We start from the raw sequence: 25,632 nt of genomic DNA on the forward strand, positions 1-25,632 counted from the left end.
TTGCCTGCCTTTAGTAACCCATAGCGATGTAGCGCATATTGATGGCCGAAACAGGGGAGAAGAAGGCCGCAGACACTATGCGAAAGCCTGTTGTTGAGAGGTTTTCGCTGGAAGCATTGACACCACCCAACACTGGCGAATTCGCCAATGTCAATGAGACAGTAGTGCAGCCGCCGGTAAATGCGATGGGAAATGTGATGTCTGTATTGCTGTTGGTGTTGCTGCCGGGTGTGATTTGCACAGTTCCCCATTGAATGAGAAAGCCGCCCAGCCATGAGGGAAACTTGAGGTAACCATTCGTGGCGAAAGACACGGCAAAACCAAATCGCAGCTTTTTTGGAGTGACGATGCGAGTGTCGTCAGCTGCTGCATCAACTTCTACCTGCGTTGCGATTTCAGAAACGCCCGCCACGACTTCGGTGGCTGCGGCGACTTGGTGGGTATGCGATGAGCCACTGGCCGTGTTGGTTGTTGATCCACTGACAGTTGAAGGCACACCCACGGCGACTTGATTACCAATAACGGTCATTCCTGCGCCCGCAGTAACGGTGCCAGCCCCCGCGAACTGAGTCCATGTAACCGACGTAATGCCCAGTGAGCCTCCCGCATTGATGGTGCAGACCCAGCCCGTGTCTGCATTGACCGTGCCTTCCTCGATAAAGCAGAAGGCGCTGATCAGCTCCTGCCAAGTGTCGGCGTCTGAAGGGCGGGTCCATGCGCCAGCGACGGCGATATAGATACCGTTCTGGCTGGCGGTTGTCTGTGCTTTGACCAGCACGCGGTCGCCAGCGACAAGAACAACACCGTCGATGGTTTGCAGTCCGGACAGAGTGATGTTGCCAGTCGTCGCGGCATGTGCTGACTGCTTGACCTGAATGCCCGAGGCCATGTTGTCCACGTACTGCTTGGTGGCGGCTTCCATGGCATTGACGGGGTCGGCCACCATGAGGGCCTGCGCAAATGTGGGCTTGATGGTGGGGCCACTGGCATCAGTGATGCCATAGCCTCCAAGCGTTGTGGGTTTGCCTGTAGTGATCTTGCTCCAGTCCAGTGCAGGAATGTCGGCCTCCGTCTGCACCGTACCTGCCGTGACGCGGCCCTTGGCATCCACAGTCACTTTGGAGTAAGAGCCAGCGGCCACGCCAGAGTTGGCCAGCGTCATGGCAGCAGTGACATTGCCGCTGCCGTTGGCTGTGACGGTCCAGCTTCCATCCCCCGTCATGGAGATGCTTCGCGCTGTGGCCCAAGTGTCGGCCTTACCCGCAGGCGTAGCGCCGCTGGCCAGTGCATCGGTAATGCCCTTGAGGTAGACGGTGCGGTTGGCTAGTTGCTTGGCTTGTTTGTTGTCGACCCCCTCGGGGCCGCCAATGACGGGGTCGGTGGTTTCGAGTTGATAAACCCCCGCCTCCCAGACGGAGCTTTCAGGAAGATTTGCCATCAGGCTGTACCTCGGTTGTATTGGCCGTTGCGGCGGATGGCCCCGTTATGACTGTTGACGGCGGCTTGGTATTCCAGCCCCGCCAATTGGCAACGGGCTGGGGCATAGGCGTCTAGCAGGTCACGCAGCTTGGCGGCCTGATCGTTGGTGATGGGTTGAGAAAGGATGACCCGGTAGCGCGGCCAGGCATTGCCGTCGCCATGAACATAGAGCCCGTCGCGGCGAATGCTGCCGTTGCGCACGCGGCCTGCCAGACCTTCGATCAGTTCGACTTCGCCAAGATTGAGGCGGCGCACCACTTCACGAATGGCCCACGGAGTGCCTTTTTTCTTATGCAGGTTGGCTGATGCCGCCACGATGGAGCGTTGCTGGGCCTCAGTCCACGCCGGGTCCCAGTCATCCACACTCCACGCCCAAGCCAGCCAGGGCAACAGTTCAAACGGGCAGGTCTGCGGGTTCCACAGGCGGCGGATTTCTTCGGGCTTGTGCGGCATGACACAAGCCTTGCTCAAGGCGCGCTCCAGTGGCGTGGCATTGGGTGGCAGCAAGGAGAGATCAGACATAGGTGGCCTCTGCTAGTTGCAGATCGATACCGGTGCAGTAGCCCACTTGGTGGCTGTCAATCACAACATCTGCAGCAGGGCTGGTGAGCATGACGTTTTGCACGCCCTGCACATGCAGGGCCGCATAGATGCCGCTGCGCGTGATGTCATAGCCCAGCTTTCTGCAGCTTTCGATGTAGGTGGCAATGGCAGCCTGGGCGCTTTGCAGCACAGTGCCCATGGATGGGCCGGGATAGGCCCGCAGCTGCGCGGCAATGGCGTAATTGACGACCTGAACAGAGACGGTCTCTACCGTGTCGCACAAGGGCCGCACATCCTCTGCACTGAGAGCCGCTTGCACGGCCTGCAGCAAATCAGCAGGGGCTGAGCCATTGCCGTCAGCGCTTAAAACGACCATGCGCACTGTGCCGGGGATGGGTGTCAGCGCATTGGCATCGAGGACCCGCGCATCGGCAGACAAGGCATGAAACACGTAGCTGCCACGGCTGCCTGCAACCGTCAGACCTTCAAACGCCATCTGGGCGCGGCGGCGCAACTGATCGTTGTCTTCCCCTTCAAGTCGCTCCACGCCGTTGTTCGCAGCCACCTGATCCAGATCTGGACCCACGGCATAGGCCAGCATGACAGCATGGGCGCTGTCGTTGATGTGGGCCTGCATATTGATGCTTTCATAGGCCCAGCGCTGCAGAAGCTTGGTGACGGGCTCGGACTCGAGCTGGAGTACATCAGCCAGCTCTGGCATATCGGTCAGCACCAAGTTTTTGATGCGAACCAACTCGGCTTCAAAGTCCAGCGGTTGCACCACATTGGGTGCAGGCAGTTGCGACAGGTCGACGCTCATGCGGCGCCTCGCAGTTGAAGGGCTGTTGAGATGCCCAGCGCCTGTCCCGTGGGGCGATGCTCACCTTCAATGGTCAGGATGGCCTGACCCGGCTGCTCACCGGACTGCAGCCCAATGCGGGTGACGCGCAGGCGCGGCTCCCAGTTCATCAGGGCGCTGGCAATGGCGGCGTAGCAGCGCAGGCGTGTGGCGGGGTTGTCGGGGGCATCGATCAGACCCGGCAGCAGGCTGCCATAGGTGCGCCGCTCCAGCCTTGAGCCCAGCGGGGTGGTGAGGATGTCGGCAATAGATTGCTTGAGGTGATCCACACCTGTGATGCGCTTGCCGGTGGTGCGATTCATTAGTTGGGCACTCCTGCACCGTTGTCTGCGTGGGTGTGGAGGCCGCCCACGCTCTTGCCGTTGTGCGTGAGCTGGTCACCCTGAATATTGAAATTGCCAGTGATGGTGGACGTGCCCCCGCTGCCACCACCATCCACGCTGATGCCGCCCGCAATGGAAACATTGCCGCCGAAATCTGATTGCGGACTATCGACCGCGTAATGTGGGGTCTGCAGCGTGGTGCCACTGGGTGTGATGGTGAGTGTGGAGTCGCCCACCTTGAGCTGGATGCAGCTGGCAATGTCAAAGACCAGCGTGCCTGAAGCACGGTCGTGCTGCCAGTAATCGGTGGCGCTGAAGTCGTGGCGCTCTATATCTGCTGCATCGGCGTTTTGCGGCATGTCTTCACAGAACAGACCGGGCAGGGCAATGGCCTGCGCCAGATCACCACCGGGGGCAAGCAGCAAGCATTCTTCATTAATGGCAGGTACGCGCCAGTGGCGGGCTTGATTGCCACCACCAGCGGCCAGTGTGAGCCATGGCAGCCAGTCGGTCAGCAGCTCACCGGTTCGGATACGGCAGCGGGCGATGCTGGGGTTCACGGCCTCCACTCGGCCTGTGCGCACGATGTTGTTCATCTGACGCAACTGCTCGGTGGGGCTTTGGTCTGGCATATCAAAAGACATGACAGCGATGGTGCCGAGGCCCTCGCGCGAGCGCTAGCTTAGACGTCTGTAGTGGTAGGCTCTACAAGATTCGTGCAGGTGCTGAAGGATCACTATAGGCCAGAAGCAGTCATCGGAGCTCGTCAAATGTCGTGGCAGCATTGAAGCTCAAGGCACATTGACACCGCTTCAATCGAATAGCCAAAAATATGCGCCCGAAGCGGCACATGCCAAAGCCATTACTAAGAAAACCCAGTGCAAGCCTGGAATGCCTTCAGCCCCTGTGTACTTGTGGGAGTGTGAAGTCCCTTGTTCTCCCACTGACAAGGGGTCGACTCCCACAGCTCTGCCAGACGCGGGGGAGACAGCCCAAACTCGATGATTCACCGAATGGTGAAACTGAAATGCGTCGTAGGCCAAATATCCAAAAAAGATTGCGAGTGCAAAGAACCAGAGTGGCGACATCCGAAGCCTCGGTTGTTATGGAGGTGACTTGGTCATTATTGGCTCAAGCCCCAAGAGTTTGTTAGAGCTTTGGAAGGTAGCTGCACGCCATAGTTAACCAATGTCTCTTTTGGGTCGATAGCACGCACTCACATTTGTGCAAAAGAGTAAAGCACGTGGACACTGCACTCAGCTCGCCCTGAAACTGCAGCACCGTTTCATTGGCGAAATCCTCGGTATGAGGTGGCTGGCATTTTGCAGCCAGCGATTTCCTGCGTTTGAGTGGCGTTTGAGCTTATGACCACTCGACCTTGGAAATAGGATTTGAAGGAGTGGTTCACTGAGGTGCAATTCCCCCCTGATGAGTTAGGTAGGCCGGTGTTTTAGGCCTACCGCTCAAAACTAGGTGATTACTTCAGCAGCGCCCAAGCCGGAACCACCTCTTTCTGAGAACGCTTCGCTTATTGGGTGCCGCGCAAATTCGCCTGAGTGACCCAGCGCGCTAAATCGCCTTTGGACTTGCTGGCATTCACGAAGCGTTCGATATGCGGTACGCCAGCGGCGCGCCCTTTGGGCAAACCAATCGCAAATGTTTCAAGACCCCAGGAGCCATCAAGCACCTTTGTACCGGGTGTCTGGTCTTTCATCTCAAACAAAATTGACTTGTTGGTCGCAAAGCCATCTAGTTCGCCAGAAGTTAGCTTTTGGCGCGCAACTGCCAATGAAGGCTGCGGCAGCAACTGTGCTTTGGGGTAGATGGTCTTCAGCTCTTCACCGGTTGAGCTGCCTGCGCTCACACCTACCTTGGCAGATATGCTCTTGAGCTGATCGAGGTTTGAAATCATGCTCTTGGGGCTGACCAATATGCTTTTTTCAATATTCAACACGGTGGGCGTAAAGTCCAGAAAGGCTTTGCGCTCTGTTGTTGCGTTTGTAAAGACAAAGTCGACATCCCCCTTTTTGGCGGCAGCCAATACGTCCGCATTCTTATCAAATACCACTGGTACAAATGGCACGCCGATGTTGCTTGCTAAAGCTTTGCCCATGGCATAGGCCACACCGTTTGGTTCATCGCCTGCGGCAGCAGGAATCATTGATGTGGGGCTGCCCTTGTAGACACCCACGCGCAGCACACCCGTGGGCGCAATAGCTTTGACTTCTTGTGCAGACGCTACCAGCGTAACGCTACCTGACGCAGGAGATTGGAGCGGCGTTAGCTGCGAGCAGCCGCTCATAGCCAGTGCGGCTACTAAAAGCAGGGAATGGAAGTATTTCTTGTGCATAAAGTCTCCTCTCCACCGAAGGACTACAGCAGCTGCATACGCACTGAGCATGCAGCCACCCGCAATAACGATCAGGGCTTAATCGGCTTTAATACCGGCTGTTTTGATCAACTTGCCTAGTTCTGAAGACTCTTTCTTCACAAACTGAGCAAACTGTGCTGGTGTTCCTGTCATGGGAGATGCGCCGATCTCCCCCAGTTTCTTTTGAACTTCAGGGGATGCCACCGCCTTGTTCAGCGACTGGTTCAATGTTGCGATCACAGCAGCGGGAGTTCCTGCAGGAGCGGTAAGACCCCACCACACAGTTGCGTTCACGTCATAGCCCTGTGACTTGGCAGTCTTGACCTGAGGCAGCAAACGAGAACCTGCATCGTTAAGCACTGCCAAGGGGCGCAGCTTTCCTGCAGCGATGTGGCCTGTGACTTCCAGGGGGTTAATGGTCATGAAGTCCAAACGACCACCTAGTAAATCAGTCACTGCTGCGGAGCCACCCTTATAAGGAACATGTACTCCCTTAAAACCACCCGAAGCCATCAATTGTTCGCTGGCCATGTGGCCTGAGCTCCCAACGCCAGCAGTGCCAAAGCTCAATGCTTCGGGCTTGGACTTGCCTGCTTTGACAAGTTCATCAAGTGTCTTGATTGGAGAGTTGGTATTCACCACAACAACCAAAGCAGCCTCAGCAATGCGACCGATGTACTCAAATGCGGTATCTGGGTCGTAGCTGAGCTTGTTGTACAGAGCCTTGTTGGTTGTCAGCGTGTTCGATGCAGTCAGCAGGGTGTAGCCATCAGGGGCACTGCGCGCCACGGTCTGCATGCCAATATTGGTGCCGCCACCGGGCTTGTTATCCACCACAATGGACTGATTCAGATTCTGTGCCATGGCGGTGGTTACCAGGCGAGTGATGATGTCGACACCGCCTGCTGGTGAGTAGGGTACAACCACCGTGATGGAGCGCTCTGGAAAATCAGCGGCGTGAGCCGCAACAGTAAAAGTGAGCGCGGCCAAGCTGGCTGCAACCGCCAGAGATCGACGTGTGATGGTGTGCATTGAATATCCTTGAGAAATACAAATAAGCGCATTCCGAGGACATATGTGGTCACCAACGCCACACCATTGCAATGAGCTGTGTGAGTCTTGCTGAGGGGGTATCCACCCATGCCACCCAGAAAACAAGGCGCCAGATCACAAGCGTAGTTGCATAGCTTGCATTTGCTTACTATCGTTAATACCGGGAGTGGAGATGTTTTTTAGTATCACATCAACAACTCCTATCAGTTGAGATGGGTAACCTTTATCACCCCATGGCTAGGTTTTAGCAGCTCGCATCACACGGGATTGAACCGGCTGAACTACACCAGTCGACAGATTGAAAATTTTGTTGATGCCGCACCTTATGCGGGGTGTTGAAATCTTCTAGGACGTTGCTGTGATTGATTCAAGTATGAAATCCCGAATTTCTTCGAGCTGATGTTCATTGATACCAAGCATCGGCCGAGCAGGGTAGTCATACTCTGCACCGCCCGGGTTCACAAAGTCACGCAGCCCGAGATGATGCACGCGGGCAATGCGCTCAGCCCTCCCTAGAAACTGCACCACTGCTTCATTGGCGAAGCCCCTGGCTTTGAGGTTGCGGGCATTGCGCAGCTTGCGAAACATGGGGCCTTGCCTGAGCTTTCCTCTGGCATCGTGGGCGCGGTGTTTGCGTGGTTCCCAGGCCTCACCCTCAGGGCTGGTCTGGGCGGCCATGGTTTGCTGATTGGCTTTGCGTAAGCTGAGCGCAACCTCGCGGGCCAACTGGCGGCGCTGCGCGGGCTCCAGTTTGTGGAGCAGTGGCACCAGCCAGTCTTCCAAGCGTTCAAGATCATCGGCCATGGTTAAGCGCTTTATCCATGATGCAGAGGGGGCGGAGCCGGATAGCTCCACTCAGCTATCTGCTGGCCCTCAAACATTACTTTCCAGTTCTCGGCTTGGTGCAGGTGGTCTGGCGGCTGGTCATCCACATGGGTGAGGTTGACTTGACCCGGGGTACCTTCGATAGGGCGGCACAGGACGCGCTCGGTCAGTTCCAGATCAAGGACGAAGTCCATGGCATTGACGTTGAGGTAGTCCACATCAAAGCGGATACCGGTCTTGTTTTTGTCGGGGTTGGCCAGCATCTCGTTCTGGTTGTGGTGCAACCAGGGCAGCAGCAAGGCCACGATCACATCTGCGTGCAGCGTCCAGTCGCAAAAAATCAGGCGCAGCGTGTATTCGTACTGCCAGCTCAGCGACTTGGTGGCCGTGGCGCGTACCCTCCCTCCACGAATGAGCATGATCAGCCGTTCCGGGTCGCGCTGCAGCTCAGGCAGTCCTGCGGTCAGGTGCTCGCGTAGGTTAATTGGTTTGAGCATGAGAGGACTCCAGAACTGCAAGATGACGTTGCCATGCGGCCCAGTTTTGCTGCAGCTGGGCATAACGGTCTATGCAGTAGTTCAGTTCCCGGATGGCTTTGTCTCCATCGTGGGAGATGTCAGCAAGATCTGCTGCTGCCGCTGGGTCAAGTTGGGCGTACGTTTTTGCAGGCCCAGTGCTAGAGGCTGGGGCGGCAGTGCTTCCAGCAGATTCACACCGGGCGGGCAGGATGACGGGGACGCGCACGCTGACAGCGCCAGAGCGCACAGCAGCAGCATGGGTGTGGTGGGATGCATTGGCGGTTCCTTGTTCAGTATCAAGCTGGCTGCGCAATTGGGCGACGAGGGTGGTTTGCTGCTGAGTTTGGATGGCGTGCTGGTTGCGCAGCCAGGTGGTTGCCAGAGAGGTGCGGCGCTGGGTGTCTTGCAGCTCGGCATGCTGGCGGGTGGCGATGCGTTTGCCCTCATAGAAAACACCGACATAGAAAGTGGCAACGAGCAGAGCGGCGACGGTGGCAATAAGGGTTGCGAGTGAGGTGGCGGTATAGCCTTGTTCACGGTGATTCATGGGCCATCTTTCAGGGCGGTATGACAGTTACCGGTTTCAGCCTGACGCCGGTTGGCCAGACCTTTGACGAAGATGTACTCGCGCTGACCTTTGGCATTGATGCGGCTGGTAAAGCTCCAGACGGGTTTGCCGCTGTCGCTGACGGACAGCCGCTGACAGCCTAGTGACCAGTTGCCTGCATTGAAGGCTTGCATGGCAAGGCTTGTGCAGGTGGATGGGGTGCCGTTGTTCCAGGCGTGGCTGCTGGCCATGTCAAACACGCCTTGCGGAGGCAGACGCTTGAAGCACTGGCCTAGCTGGGTCTGCACTTTGACAAGGGCGGCTTGCTCCTCTCGGGCGCATTTTTCCGCGCCCCAGTACTCGCCCACCACCAGAGGGGTGGTTGTGACATGGCGTGTGAGACCTCGGCAGACCGTGGGCAGGCCAGCGGCGAGTTTGTCGGCATAGACGGTGTGCTGGTTGCCCCCTTCCCACTGACTCAGAAAGCCGACCAGCGAGGCGGAAGCCAGCACGAGGCTGCCCGCCAAGTGCGGGAAGTAGTGAGGGAGTGGGCGCGGACTCATTCTTTAACCTCGCCGGTTTGCGCTGCCTTGCTCCACTTCCAGATCAGCCAGGCGATTTGCAGCAGCAGGTAAATGACTGTGAGCCAGGTGACGACATCGGCCATGCTCCAGCTTTGCACGTTAGCGGTGGCGGCCACGATGACAGGGGGCGCCCCTTTGGCGGCCTCGGCCATGCCGGATTGCACAAATTCTTGCTTGTTCATGGTGTTCAGTCCCAGAGCTGTGTGATGGGTTTGGGCTGGGCTTGCGGCAGGGCAGGCATGACGACCAGCATTCCTTGCGGTAGCACGAGGCCCAGCGCGGCCAGACCGGGGTTGGCCTGAAGCACGGCTTCTGTCATGCCGAGGGTGCGGCCGTAGTGGCGCCAGCAAAGGGCATCAACGGTTTCGCCCTGAATGGTGCGCAGCTGGGTGGTCATGGCTCAGAGCAGCTCTACGGTGCAGCGAGCGCGACCGAGCAGGTCGGAGATGGCCCAGCGCTGTTTGCGGCGGTGCTCATCGACTTCCACAACGAGCGCTTGCATGACTTGATCTTCTTTGCCGGTGCCGTTGGGAAGGGTGGAGAGGTTGCGGTAGGCCTCGGCCAGATCAGCCATGAGCCCGTAGTGCACGGCGCGGGCGTAGTAGAGAAGCTTGGCGCTTTTGCCACCGATGGCTGGAGCTGGTACGTCGCCCAGGCTGGCGTAGCCCCAGCGGCTTTGCTGCTCATGCTGGTACTCGGCCAGCTCTGCGTTGACGGCGAGCATGGCATCCATGAGGGCGGGGCGCAGGCGGTCTGAGGTGACGGTGCCTCCAAGGCGGCAAGCGTTGCGCACTTCAGCAGGGCTGAGGTCGGGGAACCAGCCGTCATTGGTGACAACGGGCTCTGCGGTGGAGCTAGGCGGGTTGGCGGTAATGACGAAGCTGTTCATAGCGCAGAAGGTGGTGACGGGGTGAAAGTTGTTGCTGAGGGGAAGCCAAGGGGGCGGTGGTCCCTGCCTTTGGTCATGCGCGGTTTGTGACCGGCTGGCCGCAGGCAGGGAGCCGCCCGGGTGCGGGGTTCGCTCTGCTGGGGGCTATGGAGCCGCCGAAGACCCGAGCAGGTCTTTGATGCGGCGCTCCAGTCGCTCCACGTCTTTTTTGACGCCAACCTTGTCGTTCAAGGCCATGGCGCGGGTGAGGTGGTCGATGGCCAGCGAGGCCATGTCGAGTTGCAGTTCTTTGACGTCCACGTCTTGCGTAGATGTTTTGCCCATGCAGGCCCAGCCAATGGCTTTGTGAAGCTTGGCGCGTGCCTGGTCGTGAGCATCGTGGCCGGTGGTGAGCTGGTCGACCTTGGCGAGGGTGACAAGGGCTTGCTGGCCTGTGATCTGGCCCTTAAGGGCGGCTTCACTGACTTCATCGAGAAGCAAAGTGGCCAGGTTGCGGTTGTACTGGTCGGGCAGGGCCAGCTGGTGGCGGATGGCGTAATCGGCCAGCTGCAGGCCCTGAAGCCAGTTGCCCACGTCGAGATGCCAGACGAGGGTGGTGGTGACTACGGGGTCTTGTGCACCGGCATCGGCTTCCAGTACGCCATCAAGGTAGTTGTCGAAGTCAGCCAGCATGGTGCGCTTGGCTTCGATCTTGCGCTCCACCGACTGAATGCCTTTGAGAGTGCGCAGGTGCTGGTGGAGCTGGGCGAGCATGAGCTCGTGCTCGGCACCTTGCATGGGGCCGTGCGGGTCTGTGGCAGCCGCCGCTTCGGCCTGCTGTGCGGCCAGCACGCGCGCGCGGTGGCGTTGGGCGGGGGTCATGGGCATGGGTGTTGGGTGTCCTGTTTAAAAAAAGGCCGCCGCGCCCGTTGTGGCAACGGCGGCCAAGGCCTCGCCGGAGACAACAGCGATCAGGGAGTTGGGACCTCTTGGATGTTTTCGATCAAAGCGCAGAGGCCGTAGTCTTCGATGACGTAGGCGTCGTTGCTGGACTCGAAGAACTCGATGCGGTCGCGCTTGGGGGTGTCGACCACGGCGCGACGGCGGGAGTTGTCCTGGAAGTAGATGGACAGGTTGTCCAAGCGGGTAACGAGTACCTTGCCCGCAGGGAAGAAGGGCACGACCATGGCCTGCAGGCCACCAAGGCGCTTTTGGCTGATGACGATGTCTGCGGCCAGCTTTTCGGTGGGTGCGTCGTTGCCTTCGACCAGGGGGAAGAGCTTGTCGTGCATGAGGTCACGGCCGACGAGAACGATGAGTTGGGGGTCTTCCTGAAACCAGGGGTCGAGCAGCGTTTTGTAGGCGTCGTAGACGAGTGCGTCGAGGTTTTTGTAGTCACCGGTGGCGCCGATGGTGACTTTGCCTGCAGCAGCGCCTTCTTTCAAGACGCGGGCGGCGGCGTTGAGGCGGATTTTTTCAAGCCAGCCAATGTTGACGTCTTGCAGCAGTGGGTTGGTTGCGCGGTTGGTGGTGGCCGCGGCGCTGGTGCCATTCCAGCCGACAGTGATGCGATCAAGGGCGCAGCGCTGCAGGACTTGGTTGCTGACGCGGGTCTGGAAGTCTTTGAACTTGGCCCATGCATCCAGTGTGGCGTAGCGGATGTGGGTGTCGAAATTGGTTTGCTTGCAGACGTAGCCATCAGCGGTGAGGCCGGTTGGGTCTGTGGTCTGGCGTTCGCCGTTGCCGCTGGTGTCGGTGCGGCTTGCGATGGTGCCGCTGATGCCCAGACCGAGCTTTTCGCCGGACTGCTCGGCCACGCCGATGACGTTGATGCGGGAGAGGAAGGCGCTGGATTCTTGAATCTTAGATTCGAGCTTTTGCTGCACGGAGGGGGTCACAGCGAATTTGGTGCCAGCGCTTTCAACCCCGTTGAGGGTGGCTTGCTGGGCCATGTAGCCGCTGAAGAGTTTGCGGGTGTCGTTGCGCATATTCGTTCCTTGATGGGGTGTTGCTTGGTGGCGTGGTGTGGCTGCGGCCGGGTTTAGTAGTCGGCCTTGGCGTAGCCGTCGCCGCCCGTGGCAGCCGGGCGTGTGGTGCCGTCTGTCTGGGCGCTGAGTTTTTGCACCAGTGCGTCGTGGGACTGCTTGAGTTCGCTAAAGCTGTGTTTCAGTTCAGCGATGGTTTGCGTGTCTTTGATTTGCTGAGCAGACAGGCTGTGCAGCGCCTTGCCTGCTTCGGCCAGCGCGGCGTTGATGTCCGCTGCAGGGGCTGCGCTGTGCTGCTGGATGGCAGGAGCAGTGGTCGTCGCTGGTTTTTCGTTGCCGCCTGGTGAGAGTTTTTCCAGAAAGGCGGTGAATTTGCCAAGGGCGGCAGCGAGGACACCGGCTTCTGCGGACGGGGTAAGTTCAGGTTCGAGTTCGAGCTTGAATTCTTGGGCCGCAGTGAAAAGGTTTTGCGGACTGATCTTGCGAGCCTTCAAGGGGTTGGCATCGGGGTGCTGACTGGAGAACTGCAGCAGTTCGGTGCCGAGGCTGGCGGGGCTGTCGGTGACAGCGATGCCGACGAGGTAGGCCTCACCGGTACCGGCGAATTCAGGATCGACCTCAATGGAGGTGTAGATCTTCTGGCCTTTCTGGTTCATGGCGACCAGCGTTTCCAGTGGCTTGATCTGGGCGAAGAGGGCGAGCTTGCCGTCTTCCACGGCTTCTGCCTTGATGGCGAGTACGTCGCCCTGGGCGGCAAAAGCGCTGTCGGGGAGCATGCCGCGCATGTGTTCGATCCAGACGCGGGCACCGTATTTTGCGGGGCTGAAGTTCTTGGCCATTTGCTCGATCCATGTGCGCTGGATGGAGCGGCCGTCGGTGGTGGCGCCTTCGGTGGCAACGCGGAACCATTTGGATTTGGACATGTGGCAGCAGTGCAGGTGGGTTGATGAAGCGCCCTGCAGTGGTATTTGCTAGGGATGTGTCTATGGTCTTGGGACGGCCTTTGGGTGTCGAGCAGTGGTGGATGTAGCGCGATTGCTTACCTTTGAATGAAGGTGCGCGCGCGCGAAGGGATGCCCAAACTGGCCGGTATGACTGTTGCTGTGGCCCGAAAGCGGGCTGATAACCCGTTTCCCTTCTCAACCGCCGAGGCTGCTGCCGATGTTCAGCAGCTGGGGCTGTTGCATGAGTTGACTGCCGGTGGCGATGCGGGGCCGCGGCGCCATGCGCGGGCGCTGTACTGGATGGGCTGGCGCATTAGCCACATTGCGGATTACCTGGGGATTGCACGCACGACGCTGCATGACTGGGCGAAGGCGGAGAAGTGGGCCGAGGCGAAGCCGCTTGAGCGGGTAGAGGGGACGCTGGAGGCGCGGCTTTGCACTTTGATCAACAAGGAGAGCAAGACGGGCGGGGACTTTAAGGAGATTGACTTGCTGGGCCGCCAGATTGAGCGGCTGGCCCGGGTGCATAAGTACGAGGCCACGGGCAAAGAGGCAGACCTGAACCCGAATATCGAGCGGCGCAATGCGGGGCCAAAGAAGTGGCAGGAGCGCAATCACTTCAGCGAGGAGATGCTGGAGAAGTTGAAGGCGGCGTTTATCGAGAGTTTGTTCAAGTACCAGCTGAACTGGTGGCAGAACAGCCAGGAACGGACGCGGGCGATTCTGAAGTCACGGCAGATTGGTGCGACCTGGTACTTTGCGCGGGAGGCGTTAATTGATGCGCTGGAGACGGGGCGCAATCAGATTTTCTTGTCAGCGAGCCGGGCACAGGCGCACATTTTTCGCCAGTACATCATGGCTTTTGCCAAGGAGGTGTGCGAGGTGGATTTGAGTGGCGACCCGATTGTGTTGAGCAATGGGGCGACGTTGTACTTTTTGGGCACGAATGCGCGCACGGCTCAGGGCTACCACGGCAATTTTTACTTTGATGAGTTCTTCTGGACGCACAAGTTTGACGAGCTGAACAAGGTGGCCAGCGGGATGGCGATGCATAAGCGGTGGCGCAAGACGTACTTCAGCACGCCGAGTAGTTTGCAGCATCAAGCTTATGGTTTCTGGAGTGGGAGCCGTATCAATCGCAAGCGGTCTAAGGCTGACCGGATTGCGCTGGATTTGAGTCATGACCGGCTGGCAGGGGGCTTTACGGGTGAGGACAAGGTCTGGCGCCAGATTGTGACGATTCAGGATGCGGAGGCGGGTGGCTGCGATTTGTTCGATCTGGATGAGTTGCGGTTTGAGTATTCGCCCGAGGAGTTTGAGAACTTGCTGATGTGCGGGTTTGTGGATGAGTCGTTTGCGGTGTTCCCACTGACGGAGCTAATGCGTTGCCATGTGGATAGCTGGGATGCATGGGCGCATGACTTCAAGCCGTTTGCGTTGCGGCCGTTTGCCTATAAGCCGGTGTGGATTGGCTACGACCCTAGCCATACGGGGGATGCGGCGGGGCTGGTGGTGATGGCACCACCGGATGTGCAGGGTGGCAAGTTTCGGGTGCTGGAGCGTATGCAGTTTCGCAACCCGGACTTTGAGGCGCAGGCGGGTGAGATTGAGAAGCTGACGAAAAAGTACAACGTGCAGCACATCTGCATTGATACGACGGGGCTGGGGCAGGGGGTTTATCAGATCGTGAAGAAGTTCTTCCCCGGGGTGAAGGCTTTGCAATACAGCGTGGATGTGAAGACGCGGCTGGTGTTGAAGGCGCAGAGCGTGATGCGGGCCGGGCGGCTGGAGTTTGATGCCGGGGATGTGGATTTGCAGCGCAGCTTTATGGCAATCAAGCGGGAGATGACGGCGAGCGGGCGCAGTGTGACTTATGCGGCGGGGCGCAGTGAGGAGGCTGGCCATGCGGATCTGGCCTGGGCGTGCATGAATGCAATGGATAACGAACCGCTGGAGGCCGCTGTTGCAGGGGCCATGGGCGGCGCAACCGTGGAGTTTTTTGGATGACTGATACAGCTGTGGTAACGATGCCGGCCAAGGCCGAGGCGTTTACTTTTGGAGACCCCGAGGCGGTGCTGGACCGCAGGGAGATTCTGGATTACGTGGAATGCTGGCTGAATGGGGATTGGTATGAGACGCCGGTGAGCTTTGAGGGGCTGGCCAAGTCGTTCAGGGCGGCGACGCATCACGAGAGTGCGATTCGTTTTAAAGCGCAGGTGCTGGCTAGTACGTTCAAGCCGCATAAGTGGCTGAGTACGCAGGCGGTGCACAAGCTGGCTCTGGACTATTTGGTCTTTGGCAATGCCTACCTGGAGCGACCACGCAATGTGCTGGGCGGGGTGATGCCGTTGCAGCATGCACTGGCGAAGTATGTGCGCAGGCACAGGGACTTGACGCGCTTTGTCTTTGTACGGAACTGGCAGGAGGCGCATGAGTTTCGCCGGGGGAGCATTTGTCACTTGATGGAGCCTGACGTGCATCAGGAGCTGTATGGCCTGCCACAGTACCTGGCCGCGCTGCAGTCGGCTTTGCTCAATGAGAGTGCCACGCTGTTCCGGCGTCGTTATTACACGAATGGATCTCATGCGGGGTACATCTTGTACCTGACGGACCCCGAGACGAATCAGGGGGATGTGGATCGGCTGCGGGATGCGCTGAAGTCCAGCAAGGGGCTGGGCAATTTTCGCAATCTGTTTTTCCATAGCCCAAATGGGAAGGAGAAGGGGATCCAACTTCTGCCTATTGGGGAAGCTGCGGCGAAGGATGAGTTCTTCAATATCAAGAACGTGAGTCGTGATGACCAGCTGGCAGCTCATCGTGTGCCGCCGCAGTTGATGGGGCTGGTGCCGACGAATGCTTCAGGCTTTGGCGATGTGGTGAACGCTGCCCGGGTATTTGCCCGTAATGAGATTCAGCCGCTGCAGGAGATGTTTGCCCATGCGATCAATGAATTCATGGAGGATACGGTCTGTTCCTTTGAGCCCTATCGCTTGCCCGGGGTGGATGAAGTTCAGCCGGGTGGTCTGGTGAAGTAGCCGTCGCGATCTGACGGATGTGAGGAGGCCCCGCAATGCGGGGCCTTTTTGCTGGGCGCTCATTCAATGGCCTGATCAAGGCTCTTGATCATGGGCTGAAGCAGTTGGCGGACGTGACACGCCTGTATTGCGTTAGTGCTCGCTGCGCCTAGAAGCGCATCCAGTGCTGCAAGCATGGTGTACAGCTCACGCAGTTGTCTCTCCATGGCTTGCTCGTCCTCCGGGTCATCCTCACGCACTGGGTCACCTTTTAGTTGATTTGCTGTATGAATATACAGTATTTCCCAAAATGTAACTACCCCAACCGATCCAAGGACCATCAACCATGCCCTACGGCGCGCGGTTGAGACCCCGCCTCGCCCGCGCGCTTAATGGAGCGCTTTCGACGTAACTGTCGAGTTGGTGCAAAGCCGCGCCAGCGTTGCTCAGCTATATAGATTCAGGTCGAATAAAAGTGACGAGAAATGACGGTTTTTGTGCATATATGGCGCACATCAAAGCGAGAGGTTGAGGTGGTTGCAGCGCAAGAGGAATCTTCATCGAAATGGTCTTTGCGCCAAATGCTTTTTTATCTTTGCGCCTAATAGCTCAAGTCACCACCTTTGAGCAGGCAAAGAAAAAGCCGTTAAGTCTTTGGAACTTAACGGCTTTTAATGTGTGGTGCCCGGGGCCGGAATCGAACCGGCACGCCTTGCGGCGGGGGATTTTGAGTCCCCTGCGTCTACCAATTTCACCACCCGGGCTTGTTTAGCGCAGAACTGAATTATGGCACATTATTGGGCATGAAAAACTATTTGACGATCGAACATGCAATCGGTCACACACCGCTAGTCGCTTTGCAACGCATTGGCGCGGATGTGAACCGTGAGCGCGGTAATGTAGTGCTTGGGAAATTGGAGGGTAACAACCCCGCGGGCTCCGTCAAAGATAGACCTGCGCTATCTATGATTCAGCGTGCTGAGGAGCGCGGTGAGATCAAGCCGGGTGATTCTCTGATTGAGGCAACATCGGGTAATACTGGCATTGCCTTGGCCATGGCGGCGGCAATCAAGGGCTACAACATGATTTTGATCATGCCCGAGGACCTGTCCATTGAGCGCGCCCAGACCATGAAGGCCTATGGCGCCGAGTTGATTCTGACACCCAAGAGTGGCGGCATGGAATATGCGCGCGACTTGGCTGACCAAATGGTCAAGCAGGGCAAGGGCGTGCTGCTCGATCAGTTTGCTAATGCAGATAACCCCCGCGCCCACTATGAAACCACGGGTCCAGAGCTGTGGGAGCAAACGGGCGGCGAGATCACGCATTTTGTGAGTGCCATGGGTACGACCGGCACCATCACAGGCGTGGCCAAATTTCTTAAAGAAAAGAACCCGAACATAAAAATTATTGGTGCCCAGCCTTCCGAAGGTTCGCGCATTCCCGGTATTCGCAAGTGGCCCGAGGAATACCTGCCAAAGATTTATGACGCATCGCTGGTCGATGAGATGGTCTATGTGTCCCAAGACGATGCTGAGGACATGGCTCGCCGTATGACACGCGAGGAAGGCATTTTTGCCGGAATCTCGGCTGCGGGCGCGCTGTGGGTTGCCCAAGAGATTGCCAAGCGCGAAGAAAACGCCACCATTGTTTTTGTGGTGTGCGACCGCGGTGACCGTTACCTCTCTACAGGTGTCTTTCCTGCTTGATTTGAGCTGTCGCGACAAAATAGGCTCTCAATGGCAGCTAGTGCTTATGCAATAAGCATTGGCTGCTATCAAAACAAAGAATAAGGATAGCTAGATGGCTTATGAAGTTCGCTTTTGCTCCAACTGCGCCACTGAGCTGCAATGGATTGTTGCGAATGAAGACAGTGGCGAAGTTCAGCGCCTGCGCTGCCCAAGCTGCGGGTTTACGCATTGGGGCAACCCCACTCCCGTGCTGGCTGCCGTTGTAGAGGGCACGGACGGACGCGTTTTGTTGGCGCGCAACGCCATGTGGCAAGAGGGTGTGTTTGGCCTGATTACTGGTTTTATGGAAGCTGGCGAGTCGCCAGAAGTGGGCATTTGCCGCGAGGTGATGGAAGAGACGGGCTTGCGCGTCAAAGCGCTGCGCCTTTTGTGCAGCTCGGAGTTTTTGCGCATGAATCAGGTGCTGATTGCCTACCATGTGTTGGTCGAGGGGCGTGCTGAAGATGTGAAGCTCTCGCCCGAGCTGCTGGAGTACCGCTGGCAGACGCCTCAAGAGGCGCAGTGCTGGCCTTCCGGTACAGGCTACGCCCTAGCGCATTGGGTCAAGCAAAAAGGCTTTGAGCCGCGTTTTGGTGCGTTTCGCCCTGGCCAGACCTCCGAGCCAGAGCCTGCCAAATGGCCTGTGCGCTTATGGGCTGAAGATCCGCGCTTTACGGTGGCCCCTGTGCTGGATTGAACAAAGACCGCGTTGGCACGCCCAACGTCTGGCTTTTCTACAATCGGTATTGACGAGGAAACCTAGCCCATGCAAATAGATCAAGAAGTTGATACCCGCGGCCTGAACTGCCCGCTGCCGATTCTCAAAGCCAAGAAGGCACTGGCTGCCATGCAAAGCGGTCAGCTGCTGAAAGTGGTGGCGACCGATACCGGCTCCATCCGTGACTTTCAGGCGTTTGCCAAGCAGACGGGCAATGAGCTGGTCGAGCAGCAGACTGTGGGTGATGAGTTCATTCACATTCTCAAGCGTCGCTGAAAAGTGCCGCTGAATATTGCACTTAAATTGAGAGCATTTAACGTAAAAAAGGCCTGCGATTGCAGGCCTTTTGCTTTGGATTGAGTGCTTTTTTTACAGGCTCAATGTCTTGAGGTACTCGCGGAAGCTATCGCCCACGTCGGGGTGTTGCAGCGCCAACTCGACAGTTGCTTGTAAAAAGCCTTCTTTGCTGCCGCAGTCATAGCGCTTGCCAGCGTACTGAAAGGCGTAGATGGCTTCGTGCTGCATCAGGCGATCAATGGCATCGGTCAGTTGAATCTCGCCGCCCACGCCCTTGGGCTGGTTGCGAATTTCCGCAAAGATGGCTGGTGTCAGCACGTAGCGGCCAGCCACACCCATGCGCGATGGTGCAACTTCTGGGGCGGGCTTTTCTACGATTTCGTCGATGCGCATCAGTGGGCCGCCAGCGGGCTCGCCCTTGACGATGCCATAGCGTTTGGTGTGCTCAAGCGGCACTTCTTGCACGGCCAGCAGTGAGCGGCCTTGCTTTTGGAAGGCGGCCGTCATTTGCGCCATCACGCCGGGGCTTGTGACACCGTTGATGGTTTCGCCGGTCATCAAGTCGTCGGCCAAAATCACGGCAAATGGCTCATCGCCCACCAGTGGTTCTGCGCACAAAACGGCATGGCCTAAGCCCAAAGAGCGGGGCTGGCGCACGAACAAGCAGTTCATGTCGGCGGGGCTGATGCTGCGCACCAGATCCAGCATGGCTTGCTTGCCGGCGCGTTCCAACTCGTTTTCCAGCTCGTAGGCGGTGTCGAAATGGTCTTCGATGGCGCGCTTGCTGCGGCCTGTCACAAAGATCATGTCGCGGATGCCAGCCTCATAGGCTTCTTCGACGGCGTACTGAATCAGCGGCTTGTCCACCACCGGCAGCATTTCTTTGGGAGAGGCTTTGGTGGCAGGCAAAAAGCGGGTGCCCAGACCGGCAACGGGAAACACGGCTTTGCGAACGCAGGTTTGATTGTTCATGGCAGTCAAAAGAGATGGAAAAAAGGCACAGTTTCCTGCGCCTTGAACTGGCGAAAGTCTACCCGGGATTAACCAAGGCGAGCCAGTTGCTCGTTGATGCGTGTCAGCGTTGTGCCAAAGTCGGTCAGGCGCTTGCGCTCTTGCTCCAGCACTGCGGCAGGGGCCTTGGCGCAGAAGGCCTCGTTGCTCAGCTTGTTGTTGGCTTTGACGATTTCGCCTTCGAGTCGCTTGGCTTCCTTGGATAGGCGAGCTTTTTCCGCTTCTACATCCACTTCAACAAACAGCGCCAAGCGGGCGTCGCCCACCACGGACACTGGGGCGTTTTGCGCTTCAGTGGCCCAAGCGGCTTCGTCTTGGAATACCTTGACGTCGCTGAGCTTGGCCAGATTTTTCAGCACAGCTGCGTTGGCAGACAGGAACTCGAAGTCTTCGCTCGAACCAGCAACAGCCAACAATGGCAGGCGCTGTGCGGGCGATACGCCCATCTCTCCACGCAGGGCGCGGCAGGCGTCCACCATTTGCTTGATGCGCGCGACGTAGGCGATTGAGGCTTCGTCGATTTTGGCGATTTGGGCTTCAGGGTAGCCGGCGACGGCAATAGAGTCGCCCTTCAGGCCAGCCACAGGCGCCACTTGCTGCCACAGCTCTTCCGTCACAAACGGAATGATGGGGTGAGCCAGACGTAAAATTGCTTCCAGCGTGCGGATCAAGGTGCGGCGGGTAGCGCGCTGCTGAGCAACACTTCCGGTCTGGATTTGCACCTTGGCGATTTCCAGATACCAATCGCAGAACTCATTCCAGACGAAGTCGTAAATCGTATTGGCGACGTTGTCCAAACGGAACTCGGCAAAGCCCTTGGCCACTTCGGCCTCGACCTTTTGCAGCTGCGAGCTGATCCAGCGATCGGGCTGACTGAAGTGCATATAGCCTTCCATCTCGCCGCCGCTTTGGCATTGCTCCTTGGTGTGAGGTGCCAAGCCGCAGTCATAGCCTTCGCAGTTCATCAGCACAAAGCGGCTGGCGTTCCAGAGCTTGTTGCAGAAGTTGCGATAGCCCTCGCAGCGCTTGCTGTCGAAGTTAATCGAGCGGCCCAGTGAGGCCAGTGCAGCAAAGGTAAAGCGCAGTGCGTCCGCGCCGTAGGCCGGAATGCCTTCGGGGAACTCTTTTTGCGTGTTCTTGCGCACAGCGGGTGCGGTTTCGGGTTTGCGGAGACCCGTGGTGCGTTTGTCCAGCAAAGGTTCGAGCGAGATGCCGTCGATCAAATCGACCGGGTCCAGCACATTACCTTCAGACTTGGACATCTTCTTGCCCTGCGAGTCACGCACCAAGCCGTGGATGTATACATGTTTGAACGGCACACGCCCGGTGAAGTGCGTGGTCATCATGATCATGCGAGCGACCCAGAAGAAGATGATGTCGTAGCCTGTGACCAGCACCGAAGAGGGCAGGTACAGGTTGAAGTCATCGTCAGCGGCCGTGCCTTGTTCTGGCCAGCCCATGGTGCTAAACGGCACCATGGCTGAGGAATACCAAGTGTCCAGCACATCGGGGTCGCGGCGCAGTGTTTTGCCGGGAGCTTGGGCTTGCGCCTCGGCTTCCGTTTTGGCGACGTAGATATTGCCTTCCTCGTCATACCAGGCCGGAATCTGGTGGCCCCACCACAGCTGGCGCGAGATGCACCAGTCTTGGATGTTGTTCATCCACTGGTTATAGGTATTGACCCAGTTTTCGGGCACAAACTTCACTTCGCCCGTGGCCACGGCATCAATCGCCTTTTGCGCAATGGACTTGCCGGTGGCATCGCCTGTACCTTCCTTGGCCACTTGGCTCATGGCGATGAACCATTGGTCAGTCAGCATGGGCTCGATCACTTGGCCGGTGCGGTCGCAGATCGGCACCATCAGCTTATGCTTTTTGATCTCGACCATCAGGCCCAGTTCTTCCAGGTCCGCCACGATGGCTTTGCGGGCCACAAAGCGGTCCATGCCGCGGTACTTTTCGGGTGCTTCGTCGTTGATCTTGGCGGTCAGCGTCAGCACCGTGATCATGGGCAGGTTGTGGCGAATACCCACTTGATAGTCGTTCTGGTCGTGCGCAGGCGTGACCTTCACAACACCGGTGCCGAATTCCTTGTCCACATAGTCGTCGGCAATGATCGGGATCTCTCGGCCCACCAAAGGCAGGGTCACGGTCTGGCCGATCAGGTGCTTGTAGCGCTCGTCTTCGGGGTGGACCATCACGGCCACGTCGCCCAGCATGGTTTCAGGGCGAGTCGTTGCCACCACCAGATTGCCTTCGCCGCTGGTCAGAGGGTAGGCGATATGCCACAGGCTGCCGTCTTTTTCCTGGTTTTCGACTTCCAAGTCCGACACAGCGGATTGCAGCACAGGGTCCCAGTTAACTAGGCGCTTGCCGCGGTAGATCAGGCCTTGTTGGTACAGCTTGACAAAGGTATCGGTCACGACCTTGGAGAGCTTGTCGTCCATGGTGAAGTACTCGCGGCTCCAGTCCACGGTGTCGCCCATGCGGCGCATCTGCGTGGTGATGGTGTTGCCGGACTTTTCCTTCCACTCCCAGACCTTCTTGGTGAACTCGTCACGGCCCAGGTCGTAGCGGCTCACGCCCTGGGTTTGCAACTGACGCTCCACCACGATTTGCGTAGCAATTCCAGCGTGGTCGGTACCGGGAATCCAGGCCGTGTTGTAGCCCTTCATGCGGTGGTAGCGCGTGAGCGAATCCATGATGGTCTGGTTGAACGCGTGGCCCATGTGCAGCGTGCCGGTCACGTTCGGTGGAGGAAGCTGAATGGCGAAGTTGTTGCCAGCCGCAGTCGCTTCAGCACCGGGCACGCCCGTGCCGCGGTAGCCGGCGTTGCCGTAACCGCGCTTTTCCCATTCGGGGCCCCAATGGGCTTCGATGGAAGCGGGTTCAAAAGACTTGGAGAGGCTGTCGAGGCCGGGCTGTGGAATCGATTGAATGGTGGTGTCGCTCATGGCTGCGGTGCAAAAAGTTCTGAAAACGAAAACGGCATCCGTGGGGATGCCGTCTGCATAGAAATTAGGACGGATTGCCAATGATTTTAGCGATCCGATCCGGTGATGGGCGCGGTAGGTCTTATTTCAGTGCTTGTCTCATATCTATCAAGCACTTGCTGCTATCAAATCAGGAAGCTGTTACTCGAATAGACATGACCCAACTCAGAGGCAGCAAACAAGAGCCGCCGCGCGGCGATGGCGTCATCCCCTTGTTTCCTGTTTGATGGGGAAGCAGCGAAGCCGCTCAGGGGGTAGGGATGAACTCAGGCCGATCATTACCCTGAGGCTTGAGAGTAGCCGCAGACTTGCCTTCAGCGCGCTCTTTGCGCCATTGCTCTTTGCGGGCTGTCCACTCGGCCAGACGGGCGTGGGCCGTGGTGCTTTCTTTTTGCATTTGCACGGCATCGGCCAGCTGGGCCGTCAGCTCCAGGCGAATACCGTTGGGGTCAAAGAAATAAATGCTCTTGAAGATGTGGTGGTCCGTCACCCCCAGCACTTCGACGCCACAGGCTTGCAGGCGGGCCTTGGTGTTCTCCAGCTCTTGCTCGGTATCCACACGAAAAGAGATGTGGTTGATCCAGATAGGCGAGTTGGGCGAGGGCAGGGCCGCTGCGTCGTCGCCAATGTCAAAAAAGGCGATGAAGCTGCCATCTTTGAGGCGAAAGAAAAAATGCGTGTACGGGCAGTACTCGCCCGTGGAGGGCACGTAGTCGCTTTGAATGATGTGATAGAGCGGCAGACCGAGGATGTCCTCGTAGAAATGGCGGGTCTCTTCCGCATCCTTGGCCTTGTAGGCGTAGTGGTGAAGCTGCTGCACGTTGGCAGGGGCAGGCAGCTGGCTCATGTCAACACGCTGGGGCTGGGAGTAAACCGGTGTTGGGGCGGTCTGGCTCATGGATGTCTCCTGGGATTTTTGAGAATGATGGGATTCTACTATTCGTAATTGATTAACCTAAAGTAAATTTTAATGAAAGGGGTTTGAGCACTCAAAAGAGCAGCGGCAGATGAAAAAAGCCCAGACCGTTTTCACGGGCTGGGCTTTCAAGGCAATGAAGTCGCTGACTGATCTTATTGCTTCACAGCTTCAATGGTCAGGACCAAGCGCACATCCTTGGGCGAGCCGTAAGGGATCGCGTAGTTCACGCCCCATTGGGTGCGGTCGATGGTGGCTTCAAAGTCGCCACCGCACACTTCACGCTTTTGCAGCATGGGGCTTTCGTAGCAGGTGAACTTGTTGGCCTTGATGGTCACGGGAGCTGTCTTGCCCAGCATGGTCAGCTGGCCGGTGACTTCCTTGAGCTTGTCGCCGTCATACACAAACTTGTCAGAGACAAACTTGGCTGTGGGGAATTTCTCCACATTAAAAATGTCGGCGCTTTGCAGGTGCTTATTGAAAGCGGGGGTGCCGGAGTTCACCGAAGTCATGTCCAGCTCGATCTCGACCTTGCCTGTCTTGGCCGCCTTGTCGAACTGGATGGTGCCGCTCTTCTTGTCAAAGCGCACGCGGTTGGTCGATGCACCGAAGTGGTCGATCTCGAACGAGGCAAAAGTGTGGCTAGGGTCAACCGCGTAAGTAGCGGGGGCAGCTTGAGCCGCAGAAGCAAACACAGAGACAGCGGCCAGGGCAAACAGAGCAGAACGCATGTTGAAAACTCCTTGAGGGGGTGGAAACTATCAAAACAGGAGCTACTAGCGCTTGGTTATCAAGCACTAGAGGCTAAAAAGACTTAAATCTTGCCGACGCCGGTCAGGGCCAGCTTGAACTGCACATTGACCTCATCGGCCACCATGGAGGTGTCCTTCCAGTCGCCATCGCCAATCTTGAAGGTCAGACGCTTGAGCGGCAAAGTGCCTGTGGCCGTGGTGGTAGTGCCGGATTGGGCCAGTGTCACGGGCAGGCTCACCTTTTGCGCATTGCCCTTGATGGTCAGCGTTCCCTCGACCTGGAACTTGCCGCCGCCCAGAGCCTTCACGGCGCTGGAGTCAAAAGTGGCCTGAGGAAACTTGGCCACGTTGAACCAGTCTGCCTTGGGCAGCTCGGCATCGGTTTCCTTGGCGCCCATGGTGGCGCTGCCGGTGTCGATGCTGAAGTGAATCTTGCTGGCTTCAGGCTTGGCTGCATCAAAGGCAATCTTGGCGTCAAACTTCTTGAAGTGGCCCTTGAGCGGCACACCCATTTGCTTGGCTTCAAAGTTCACGGCGCTTTGTGCGGGAACTAGAGCCTGATTGGCATGGGCCAAATTTGCAATGGCAGCAATGCCGAGTGCAGCGGTAATTGCGGTGGCTTTGAACAAATTTTTCATGGAAACAAACTCCGTGGTGTTCAATAAAACAAGGGTTAGCGGCTGCCAGGCAGCATTCGAGAGAGCAAGCCGTCGCGGTCGATGAACTGGTGCTTGATGAGAGCTGCAAGATGCATCGCCACCAGCGCTGCCAGTGCATAGGCCAAATAGGCATGCCAAGGCTTGAGGGCTTCGGCCAGCTCAGGGCTCTTGTTCACCAAATCTGGCAGAGGAAATTGACCAAACATCACGATGGGAAAGCCAGCCGCCGAGCTATACATCCAGCCCACCAGCGGAATCGCCAAGAAAAGCGCATACATCAGGTGGTGTGTGCCGTGGTGGGCAATGCGTTGCCAACCAGGCATGGTGCGGGTGACGGCTTCAGGTAGCTCAGGCGGACGATGGGTGATGCGCCAGATAAGGCGCAGCGCCGACAACAACAAAATCGTCATGCCCGCCCATTTGTGCCAGTTGAAATATTTCAGACGCGTGGGTGAAAACGGCAGCCCTGTCATATACAAGCCAAAACCAAAAATACTGATCAAAGCCAAGGCCAGCAGCCAGTGCAGGGCGATGGCGACTGGGCTGTAGCGCTTGGTTAAAGAAGAGGTGTTGTTCATGCTGCTACAAAAAAAAGAAGGTGCGACCAACGCGCTAACTATGCAGTGTATGAAGCGGGTTGTGC

General features: G+C 57.7%; 29 protein-coding genes and 1 tRNA gene. 5 read left to right on the plus strand and 25 right to left on the minus strand.

Translation table 11 applies throughout. The features are described from left to right. Positions 1–10: 10 nt before the first annotated feature. The 17 genes from KUF54_RS03165 to KUF54_RS03245 all read right to left on the minus strand — a co-directional run bounded on the left by KUF54_RS03165 (position 11) and on the right by KUF54_RS03245 (position 12,878). Positions 11–1,438 carry a hypothetical protein gene (locus KUF54_RS03165; protein ID WP_219346457.1) on the minus strand — a complete coding sequence of 476 codons (1,428 nt, stop codon included), beginning with the start codon at positions 1,436–1,438 and terminating at the stop codon, positions 11–13. Beyond that, entirely contained in the window at positions 1,438–2,001 is a 564-nt protein-coding gene (locus KUF54_RS03170; RefSeq protein ID WP_219345164.1) for a phage tail protein I, read from the minus strand. Before KUF54_RS03170 ends, KUF54_RS03165 begins: the two co-directional genes overlap by 1 nt. Further along, positions 1,994–2,842, minus strand: a complete 849-nt coding sequence (locus KUF54_RS03175) for a baseplate J/gp47 family protein (RefSeq protein WP_219345166.1) — start codon at positions 2,840–2,842, stop codon at positions 1,994–1,996. Before KUF54_RS03175 ends, KUF54_RS03170 begins: the two co-directional genes overlap by 8 nt. Next, entirely contained in the window at positions 2,839–3,183 is a 345-nt protein-coding gene (locus KUF54_RS03180) for a GPW/gp25 family protein (RefSeq protein WP_219345168.1), read from the minus strand. Before KUF54_RS03180 ends, KUF54_RS03175 begins: the two co-directional genes overlap by 4 nt. Next, complete coding sequence (locus KUF54_RS03185) at positions 3,183–3,848, minus strand: phage baseplate assembly protein V (RefSeq protein WP_219345170.1); 666 nt, start codon at positions 3,846–3,848, stop codon at positions 3,183–3,185. The genes KUF54_RS03180 and KUF54_RS03185 overlap by 1 nt, the downstream gene beginning before the upstream one ends. An 884-nt stretch (positions 3,849–4,732) precedes the next feature. Then, the gene (locus KUF54_RS03190; RefSeq protein ID WP_219345172.1) at positions 4,733–5,554 is read right to left on the minus strand and encodes a transporter substrate-binding domain-containing protein; all 822 of its coding nucleotides are present in this window, start codon (positions 5,552–5,554) and stop codon (positions 4,733–4,735) included. 78 nt (positions 5,555–5,632) lie between these two features. Further along, positions 5,633–6,607: a tripartite tricarboxylate transporter substrate binding protein gene (locus KUF54_RS03195; protein ID WP_219345174.1), complete on the minus strand. Its 975-nt coding sequence runs from the start codon at positions 6,605–6,607 to the stop codon at positions 5,633–5,635. Positions 6,608–6,973: 366 nt separating this feature from the next. Then, positions 6,974–7,432: a phage virion morphogenesis protein gene (locus KUF54_RS03200; protein WP_219345176.1), complete on the minus strand. Its 459-nt coding sequence runs from the start codon at positions 7,430–7,432 to the stop codon at positions 6,974–6,976. An 11-nt stretch (positions 7,433–7,443) separates the two neighbouring features. Further along, positions 7,444–7,950, minus strand: a complete 507-nt coding sequence (locus tag KUF54_RS03205; protein WP_219345178.1) for a phage tail protein — start codon at positions 7,948–7,950, stop codon at positions 7,444–7,446. Next, the gene (locus KUF54_RS03210; protein ID WP_219345180.1) at positions 7,934–8,518 is read right to left on the minus strand and encodes a hypothetical protein; all 585 of its coding nucleotides are present in this window, start codon (positions 8,516–8,518) and stop codon (positions 7,934–7,936) included. Before KUF54_RS03210 ends, KUF54_RS03205 begins: the two co-directional genes overlap by 17 nt. Then, positions 8,515–9,081 (minus strand): lysozyme, encoded by a 567-nt coding sequence (locus KUF54_RS03215; RefSeq protein ID WP_219345182.1) that lies wholly within the window; start codon positions 9,079–9,081, stop codon positions 8,515–8,517. Before KUF54_RS03215 ends, KUF54_RS03210 begins: the two co-directional genes overlap by 4 nt. Then, positions 9,078–9,284 carry a hypothetical protein gene (locus KUF54_RS03220; protein ID WP_219345184.1) on the minus strand — a complete coding sequence of 69 codons (207 nt, stop codon included), beginning with the start codon at positions 9,282–9,284 and terminating at the stop codon, positions 9,078–9,080. Before KUF54_RS03220 ends, KUF54_RS03215 begins: the two co-directional genes overlap by 4 nt. Before the next feature lie 5 nt (positions 9,285–9,289). Then, positions 9,290–9,499 (minus strand): tail protein X, encoded by a 210-nt coding sequence (locus KUF54_RS03225; RefSeq protein WP_219345186.1) that lies wholly within the window; start codon positions 9,497–9,499, stop codon positions 9,290–9,292. A gap of 3 nt (positions 9,500–9,502) precedes the next feature. Then, positions 9,503–9,991 carry a head completion/stabilization protein gene (locus KUF54_RS03230; RefSeq protein ID WP_219345188.1) on the minus strand — a complete coding sequence of 163 codons (489 nt, stop codon included), beginning with the start codon at positions 9,989–9,991 and terminating at the stop codon, positions 9,503–9,505. A 144-nt stretch (positions 9,992–10,135) separates the two neighbouring features. Continuing rightward, complete coding sequence (gene gpM, locus KUF54_RS03235) at positions 10,136–10,858, minus strand: phage terminase small subunit (protein ID WP_255576264.1); 723 nt, start codon at positions 10,856–10,858, stop codon at positions 10,136–10,138. 83 nt (positions 10,859–10,941) lie between these two features. After that, positions 10,942–11,958 carry a phage major capsid protein, P2 family gene (locus KUF54_RS03240; protein ID WP_219345190.1) on the minus strand — a complete coding sequence of 339 codons (1,017 nt, stop codon included), beginning with the start codon at positions 11,956–11,958 and terminating at the stop codon, positions 10,942–10,944. 53 nt (positions 11,959–12,011) lie between these two features. After that, a complete protein-coding gene (locus KUF54_RS03245; protein ID WP_219345191.1) occupies positions 12,012–12,878 on the minus strand; it encodes a GPO family capsid scaffolding protein in 867 nt (288 codons plus the stop codon). Positions 12,879–13,004: 126 nt separating this feature from the next. On the opposite strand from KUF54_RS03245, the gene KUF54_RS03250 reads away from it, so the two are divergent. After that, positions 13,005–14,906: a terminase large subunit domain-containing protein gene (locus KUF54_RS03250; RefSeq protein WP_255576266.1), complete on the plus strand. Its 1,902-nt coding sequence runs from the start codon at positions 13,005–13,007 to the stop codon at positions 14,904–14,906. Further along, positions 14,903–15,934 (plus strand): phage portal protein, encoded by a 1,032-nt coding sequence (locus tag KUF54_RS03255; RefSeq protein WP_219345193.1) that lies wholly within the window; start codon positions 14,903–14,905, stop codon positions 15,932–15,934. Before KUF54_RS03250 ends, KUF54_RS03255 begins: the two co-directional genes overlap by 4 nt. Before the next feature lie 59 nt (positions 15,935–15,993). On the opposite strand, the gene KUF54_RS03260 is transcribed toward KUF54_RS03255, so the two are convergent. Both KUF54_RS03260 and KUF54_RS03265 read right to left on the minus strand, forming a co-directional pair. Next, on the minus strand, positions 15,994–16,173 hold the full coding sequence (locus KUF54_RS03260) for a hypothetical protein (RefSeq protein WP_219345195.1): 180 nt from the start codon (positions 16,171–16,173) through the stop codon (positions 15,994–15,996). 419 nt (positions 16,174–16,592) lie between these two features. Then, positions 16,593–16,677, minus strand: a tRNA-Leu gene (locus KUF54_RS03265). A gap of 39 nt (positions 16,678–16,716) precedes the next feature. Here KUF54_RS03265 and cysM point away from each other — a divergent pair. The 3 genes from cysM (at position 16,717) to KUF54_RS03280 (ending at position 18,637) form a co-directional block, all read left to right on the plus strand. Then, a complete protein-coding gene (gene cysM, locus KUF54_RS03270) occupies positions 16,717–17,622 on the plus strand; it encodes a cysteine synthase CysM (protein WP_219345197.1) in 906 nt (301 codons plus the stop codon). 94 nt (positions 17,623–17,716) lie between these two features. Continuing rightward, entirely contained in the window at positions 17,717–18,340 is a 624-nt protein-coding gene (locus KUF54_RS03275; protein ID WP_219345199.1) for an NUDIX domain-containing protein, read from the plus strand. 69 nt (positions 18,341–18,409) lie between these two features. Continuing rightward, a complete protein-coding gene (locus KUF54_RS03280; protein WP_219345201.1) occupies positions 18,410–18,637 on the plus strand; it encodes a sulfurtransferase TusA family protein in 228 nt (75 codons plus the stop codon). Between the two features lie 93 nt (positions 18,638–18,730). Here KUF54_RS03280 and galU read toward each other — a convergent pair whose 3' ends face one another. The 6 genes from galU to KUF54_RS03310 all read right to left on the minus strand — a co-directional run bounded on the left by galU (position 18,731) and on the right by KUF54_RS03310 (position 25,567). After that, on the minus strand, positions 18,731–19,630 hold the full coding sequence (gene galU, locus KUF54_RS03285; RefSeq protein ID WP_219345203.1) for a UTP--glucose-1-phosphate uridylyltransferase GalU: 900 nt from the start codon (positions 19,628–19,630) through the stop codon (positions 18,731–18,733). A gap of 68 nt (positions 19,631–19,698) precedes the next feature. Further along, on the minus strand, positions 19,699–22,623 hold the full coding sequence (locus tag KUF54_RS03290; RefSeq protein WP_219345205.1) for a valine--tRNA ligase: 2,925 nt from the start codon (positions 22,621–22,623) through the stop codon (positions 19,699–19,701). 286 nt (positions 22,624–22,909) lie between these two features. Continuing rightward, the gene (locus KUF54_RS03295; RefSeq protein WP_219345207.1) at positions 22,910–23,560 is read right to left on the minus strand and encodes a VOC family protein; all 651 of its coding nucleotides are present in this window, start codon (positions 23,558–23,560) and stop codon (positions 22,910–22,912) included. 173 nt (positions 23,561–23,733) lie between these two features. Continuing rightward, entirely contained in the window at positions 23,734–24,309 is a 576-nt protein-coding gene (locus KUF54_RS03300; RefSeq protein ID WP_219345209.1) for a YceI family protein, read from the minus strand. Positions 24,310–24,392: 83 nt separating this feature from the next. Beyond that, complete coding sequence (locus KUF54_RS03305; RefSeq protein WP_219345211.1) at positions 24,393–24,968, minus strand: YceI family protein; 576 nt, start codon at positions 24,966–24,968, stop codon at positions 24,393–24,395. A 35-nt stretch (positions 24,969–25,003) separates the two neighbouring features. Further along, a complete protein-coding gene (locus tag KUF54_RS03310) occupies positions 25,004–25,567 on the minus strand; it encodes a cytochrome b (protein WP_219345213.1) in 564 nt (187 codons plus the stop codon). Positions 25,568–25,632 lie beyond the last annotated feature (65 nt).

It is taken from the genome of Comamonas sp. Y33R10-2, from assembly GCF_019355935.1.
Lineage (GTDB): Bacteria > Pseudomonadota > Gammaproteobacteria > Burkholderiales > Burkholderiaceae_C > Comamonas.

Bases quoted from the DNA above. Each gene is read 5' to 3' on its own strand.
- KUF54_RS03280 (WP_219345201.1), top strand. From the start codon at position 18,410: ATGCAAATAGATCAAGAAGTTGATACCCGCGGCCTGAACTGCCCGCTG.
- KUF54_RS03310 (WP_219345213.1), bottom strand. From the start codon at position 25,567: ATGAACAACACCTCTTCTTTAACCAAGCGCTACAGCCCAGTCGCCATC.
- KUF54_RS03195 (WP_219345174.1), bottom strand. From the start codon at position 6,607: ATGCACACCATCACACGTCGATCTCTGGCGGTTGCAGCCAGCTTGGCC.
- KUF54_RS03210 (WP_219345180.1), bottom strand. From the start codon at position 8,518: ATGAATCACCGTGAACAAGGCTATACCGCCACCTCACTCGCAACCCTT.
- KUF54_RS03200 (WP_219345176.1), bottom strand. From the start codon at position 7,432: ATGGCCGATGATCTTGAACGCTTGGAAGACTGGCTGGTGCCACTGCTC.
- KUF54_RS03250 (WP_255576266.1), top strand. From the start codon at position 13,005: ATGAAGGTGCGCGCGCGCGAAGGGATGCCCAAACTGGCCGGTATGACT.
- KUF54_RS03255 (WP_219345193.1), top strand. From the start codon at position 14,903: ATGACTGATACAGCTGTGGTAACGATGCCGGCCAAGGCCGAGGCGTTT.
- KUF54_RS03230 (WP_219345188.1), bottom strand. From the start codon at position 9,991: ATGAACAGCTTCGTCATTACCGCCAACCCGCCTAGCTCCACCGCAGAG.
- KUF54_RS03290 (WP_219345205.1), bottom strand. From the start codon at position 22,623: ATGAGCGACACCACCATTCAATCGATTCCACAGCCCGGCCTCGACAGC.
- KUF54_RS03185 (WP_219345170.1), bottom strand. From the start codon at position 3,848: ATGTCTTTTGATATGCCAGACCAAAGCCCCACCGAGCAGTTGCGTCAG.
- cysM (WP_219345197.1), top strand. From the start codon at position 16,717: ATGAAAAACTATTTGACGATCGAACATGCAATCGGTCACACACCGCTA.
- KUF54_RS03180 (WP_219345168.1), bottom strand. From the start codon at position 3,183: ATGAATCGCACCACCGGCAAGCGCATCACAGGTGTGGATCACCTCAAG.
- KUF54_RS03295 (WP_219345207.1), bottom strand. From the start codon at position 23,560: ATGAGCCAGACCGCCCCAACACCGGTTTACTCCCAGCCCCAGCGTGTT.
- KUF54_RS03190 (WP_219345172.1), bottom strand. From the start codon at position 5,554: ATGCACAAGAAATACTTCCATTCCCTGCTTTTAGTAGCCGCACTGGCT.
- KUF54_RS03205 (WP_219345178.1), bottom strand. From the start codon at position 7,950: ATGCTCAAACCAATTAACCTACGCGAGCACCTGACCGCAGGACTGCCT.
- gpM (WP_255576264.1), bottom strand. From the start codon at position 10,858: ATGCCCATGACCCCCGCCCAACGCCACCGCGCGCGCGTGCTGGCCGCA.
- galU (WP_219345203.1), bottom strand. From the start codon at position 19,630: ATGAACAATCAAACCTGCGTTCGCAAAGCCGTGTTTCCCGTTGCCGGT.
- KUF54_RS03305 (WP_219345211.1), bottom strand. From the start codon at position 24,968: ATGAAAAATTTGTTCAAAGCCACCGCAATTACCGCTGCACTCGGCATT.
- KUF54_RS03215 (WP_219345182.1), bottom strand. From the start codon at position 9,081: ATGAGTCCGCGCCCACTCCCTCACTACTTCCCGCACTTGGCGGGCAGC.
- KUF54_RS03225 (WP_219345186.1), bottom strand. From the start codon at position 9,499: ATGACCACCCAGCTGCGCACCATTCAGGGCGAAACCGTTGATGCCCTT.
- KUF54_RS03300 (WP_219345209.1), bottom strand. From the start codon at position 24,309: ATGCGTTCTGCTCTGTTTGCCCTGGCCGCTGTCTCTGTGTTTGCTTCT.
- KUF54_RS03175 (WP_219345166.1), bottom strand. From the start codon at position 2,842: ATGAGCGTCGACCTGTCGCAACTGCCTGCACCCAATGTGGTGCAACCG.
- KUF54_RS03245 (WP_219345191.1), bottom strand. From the start codon at position 12,878: ATGTCCAAATCCAAATGGTTCCGCGTTGCCACCGAAGGCGCCACCACC.
- KUF54_RS03170 (WP_219345164.1), bottom strand. From the start codon at position 2,001: ATGTCTGATCTCTCCTTGCTGCCACCCAATGCCACGCCACTGGAGCGC.
- KUF54_RS03165 (WP_219346457.1), bottom strand. From the start codon at position 1,438: ATGGCAAATCTTCCTGAAAGCTCCGTCTGGGAGGCGGGGGTTTATCAA.
- KUF54_RS03240 (WP_219345190.1), bottom strand. From the start codon at position 11,958: ATGCGCAACGACACCCGCAAACTCTTCAGCGGCTACATGGCCCAGCAA.
- KUF54_RS03275 (WP_219345199.1), top strand. From the start codon at position 17,717: ATGGCTTATGAAGTTCGCTTTTGCTCCAACTGCGCCACTGAGCTGCAA.
- KUF54_RS03220 (WP_219345184.1), bottom strand. From the start codon at position 9,284: ATGAACAAGCAAGAATTTGTGCAATCCGGCATGGCCGAGGCCGCCAAA.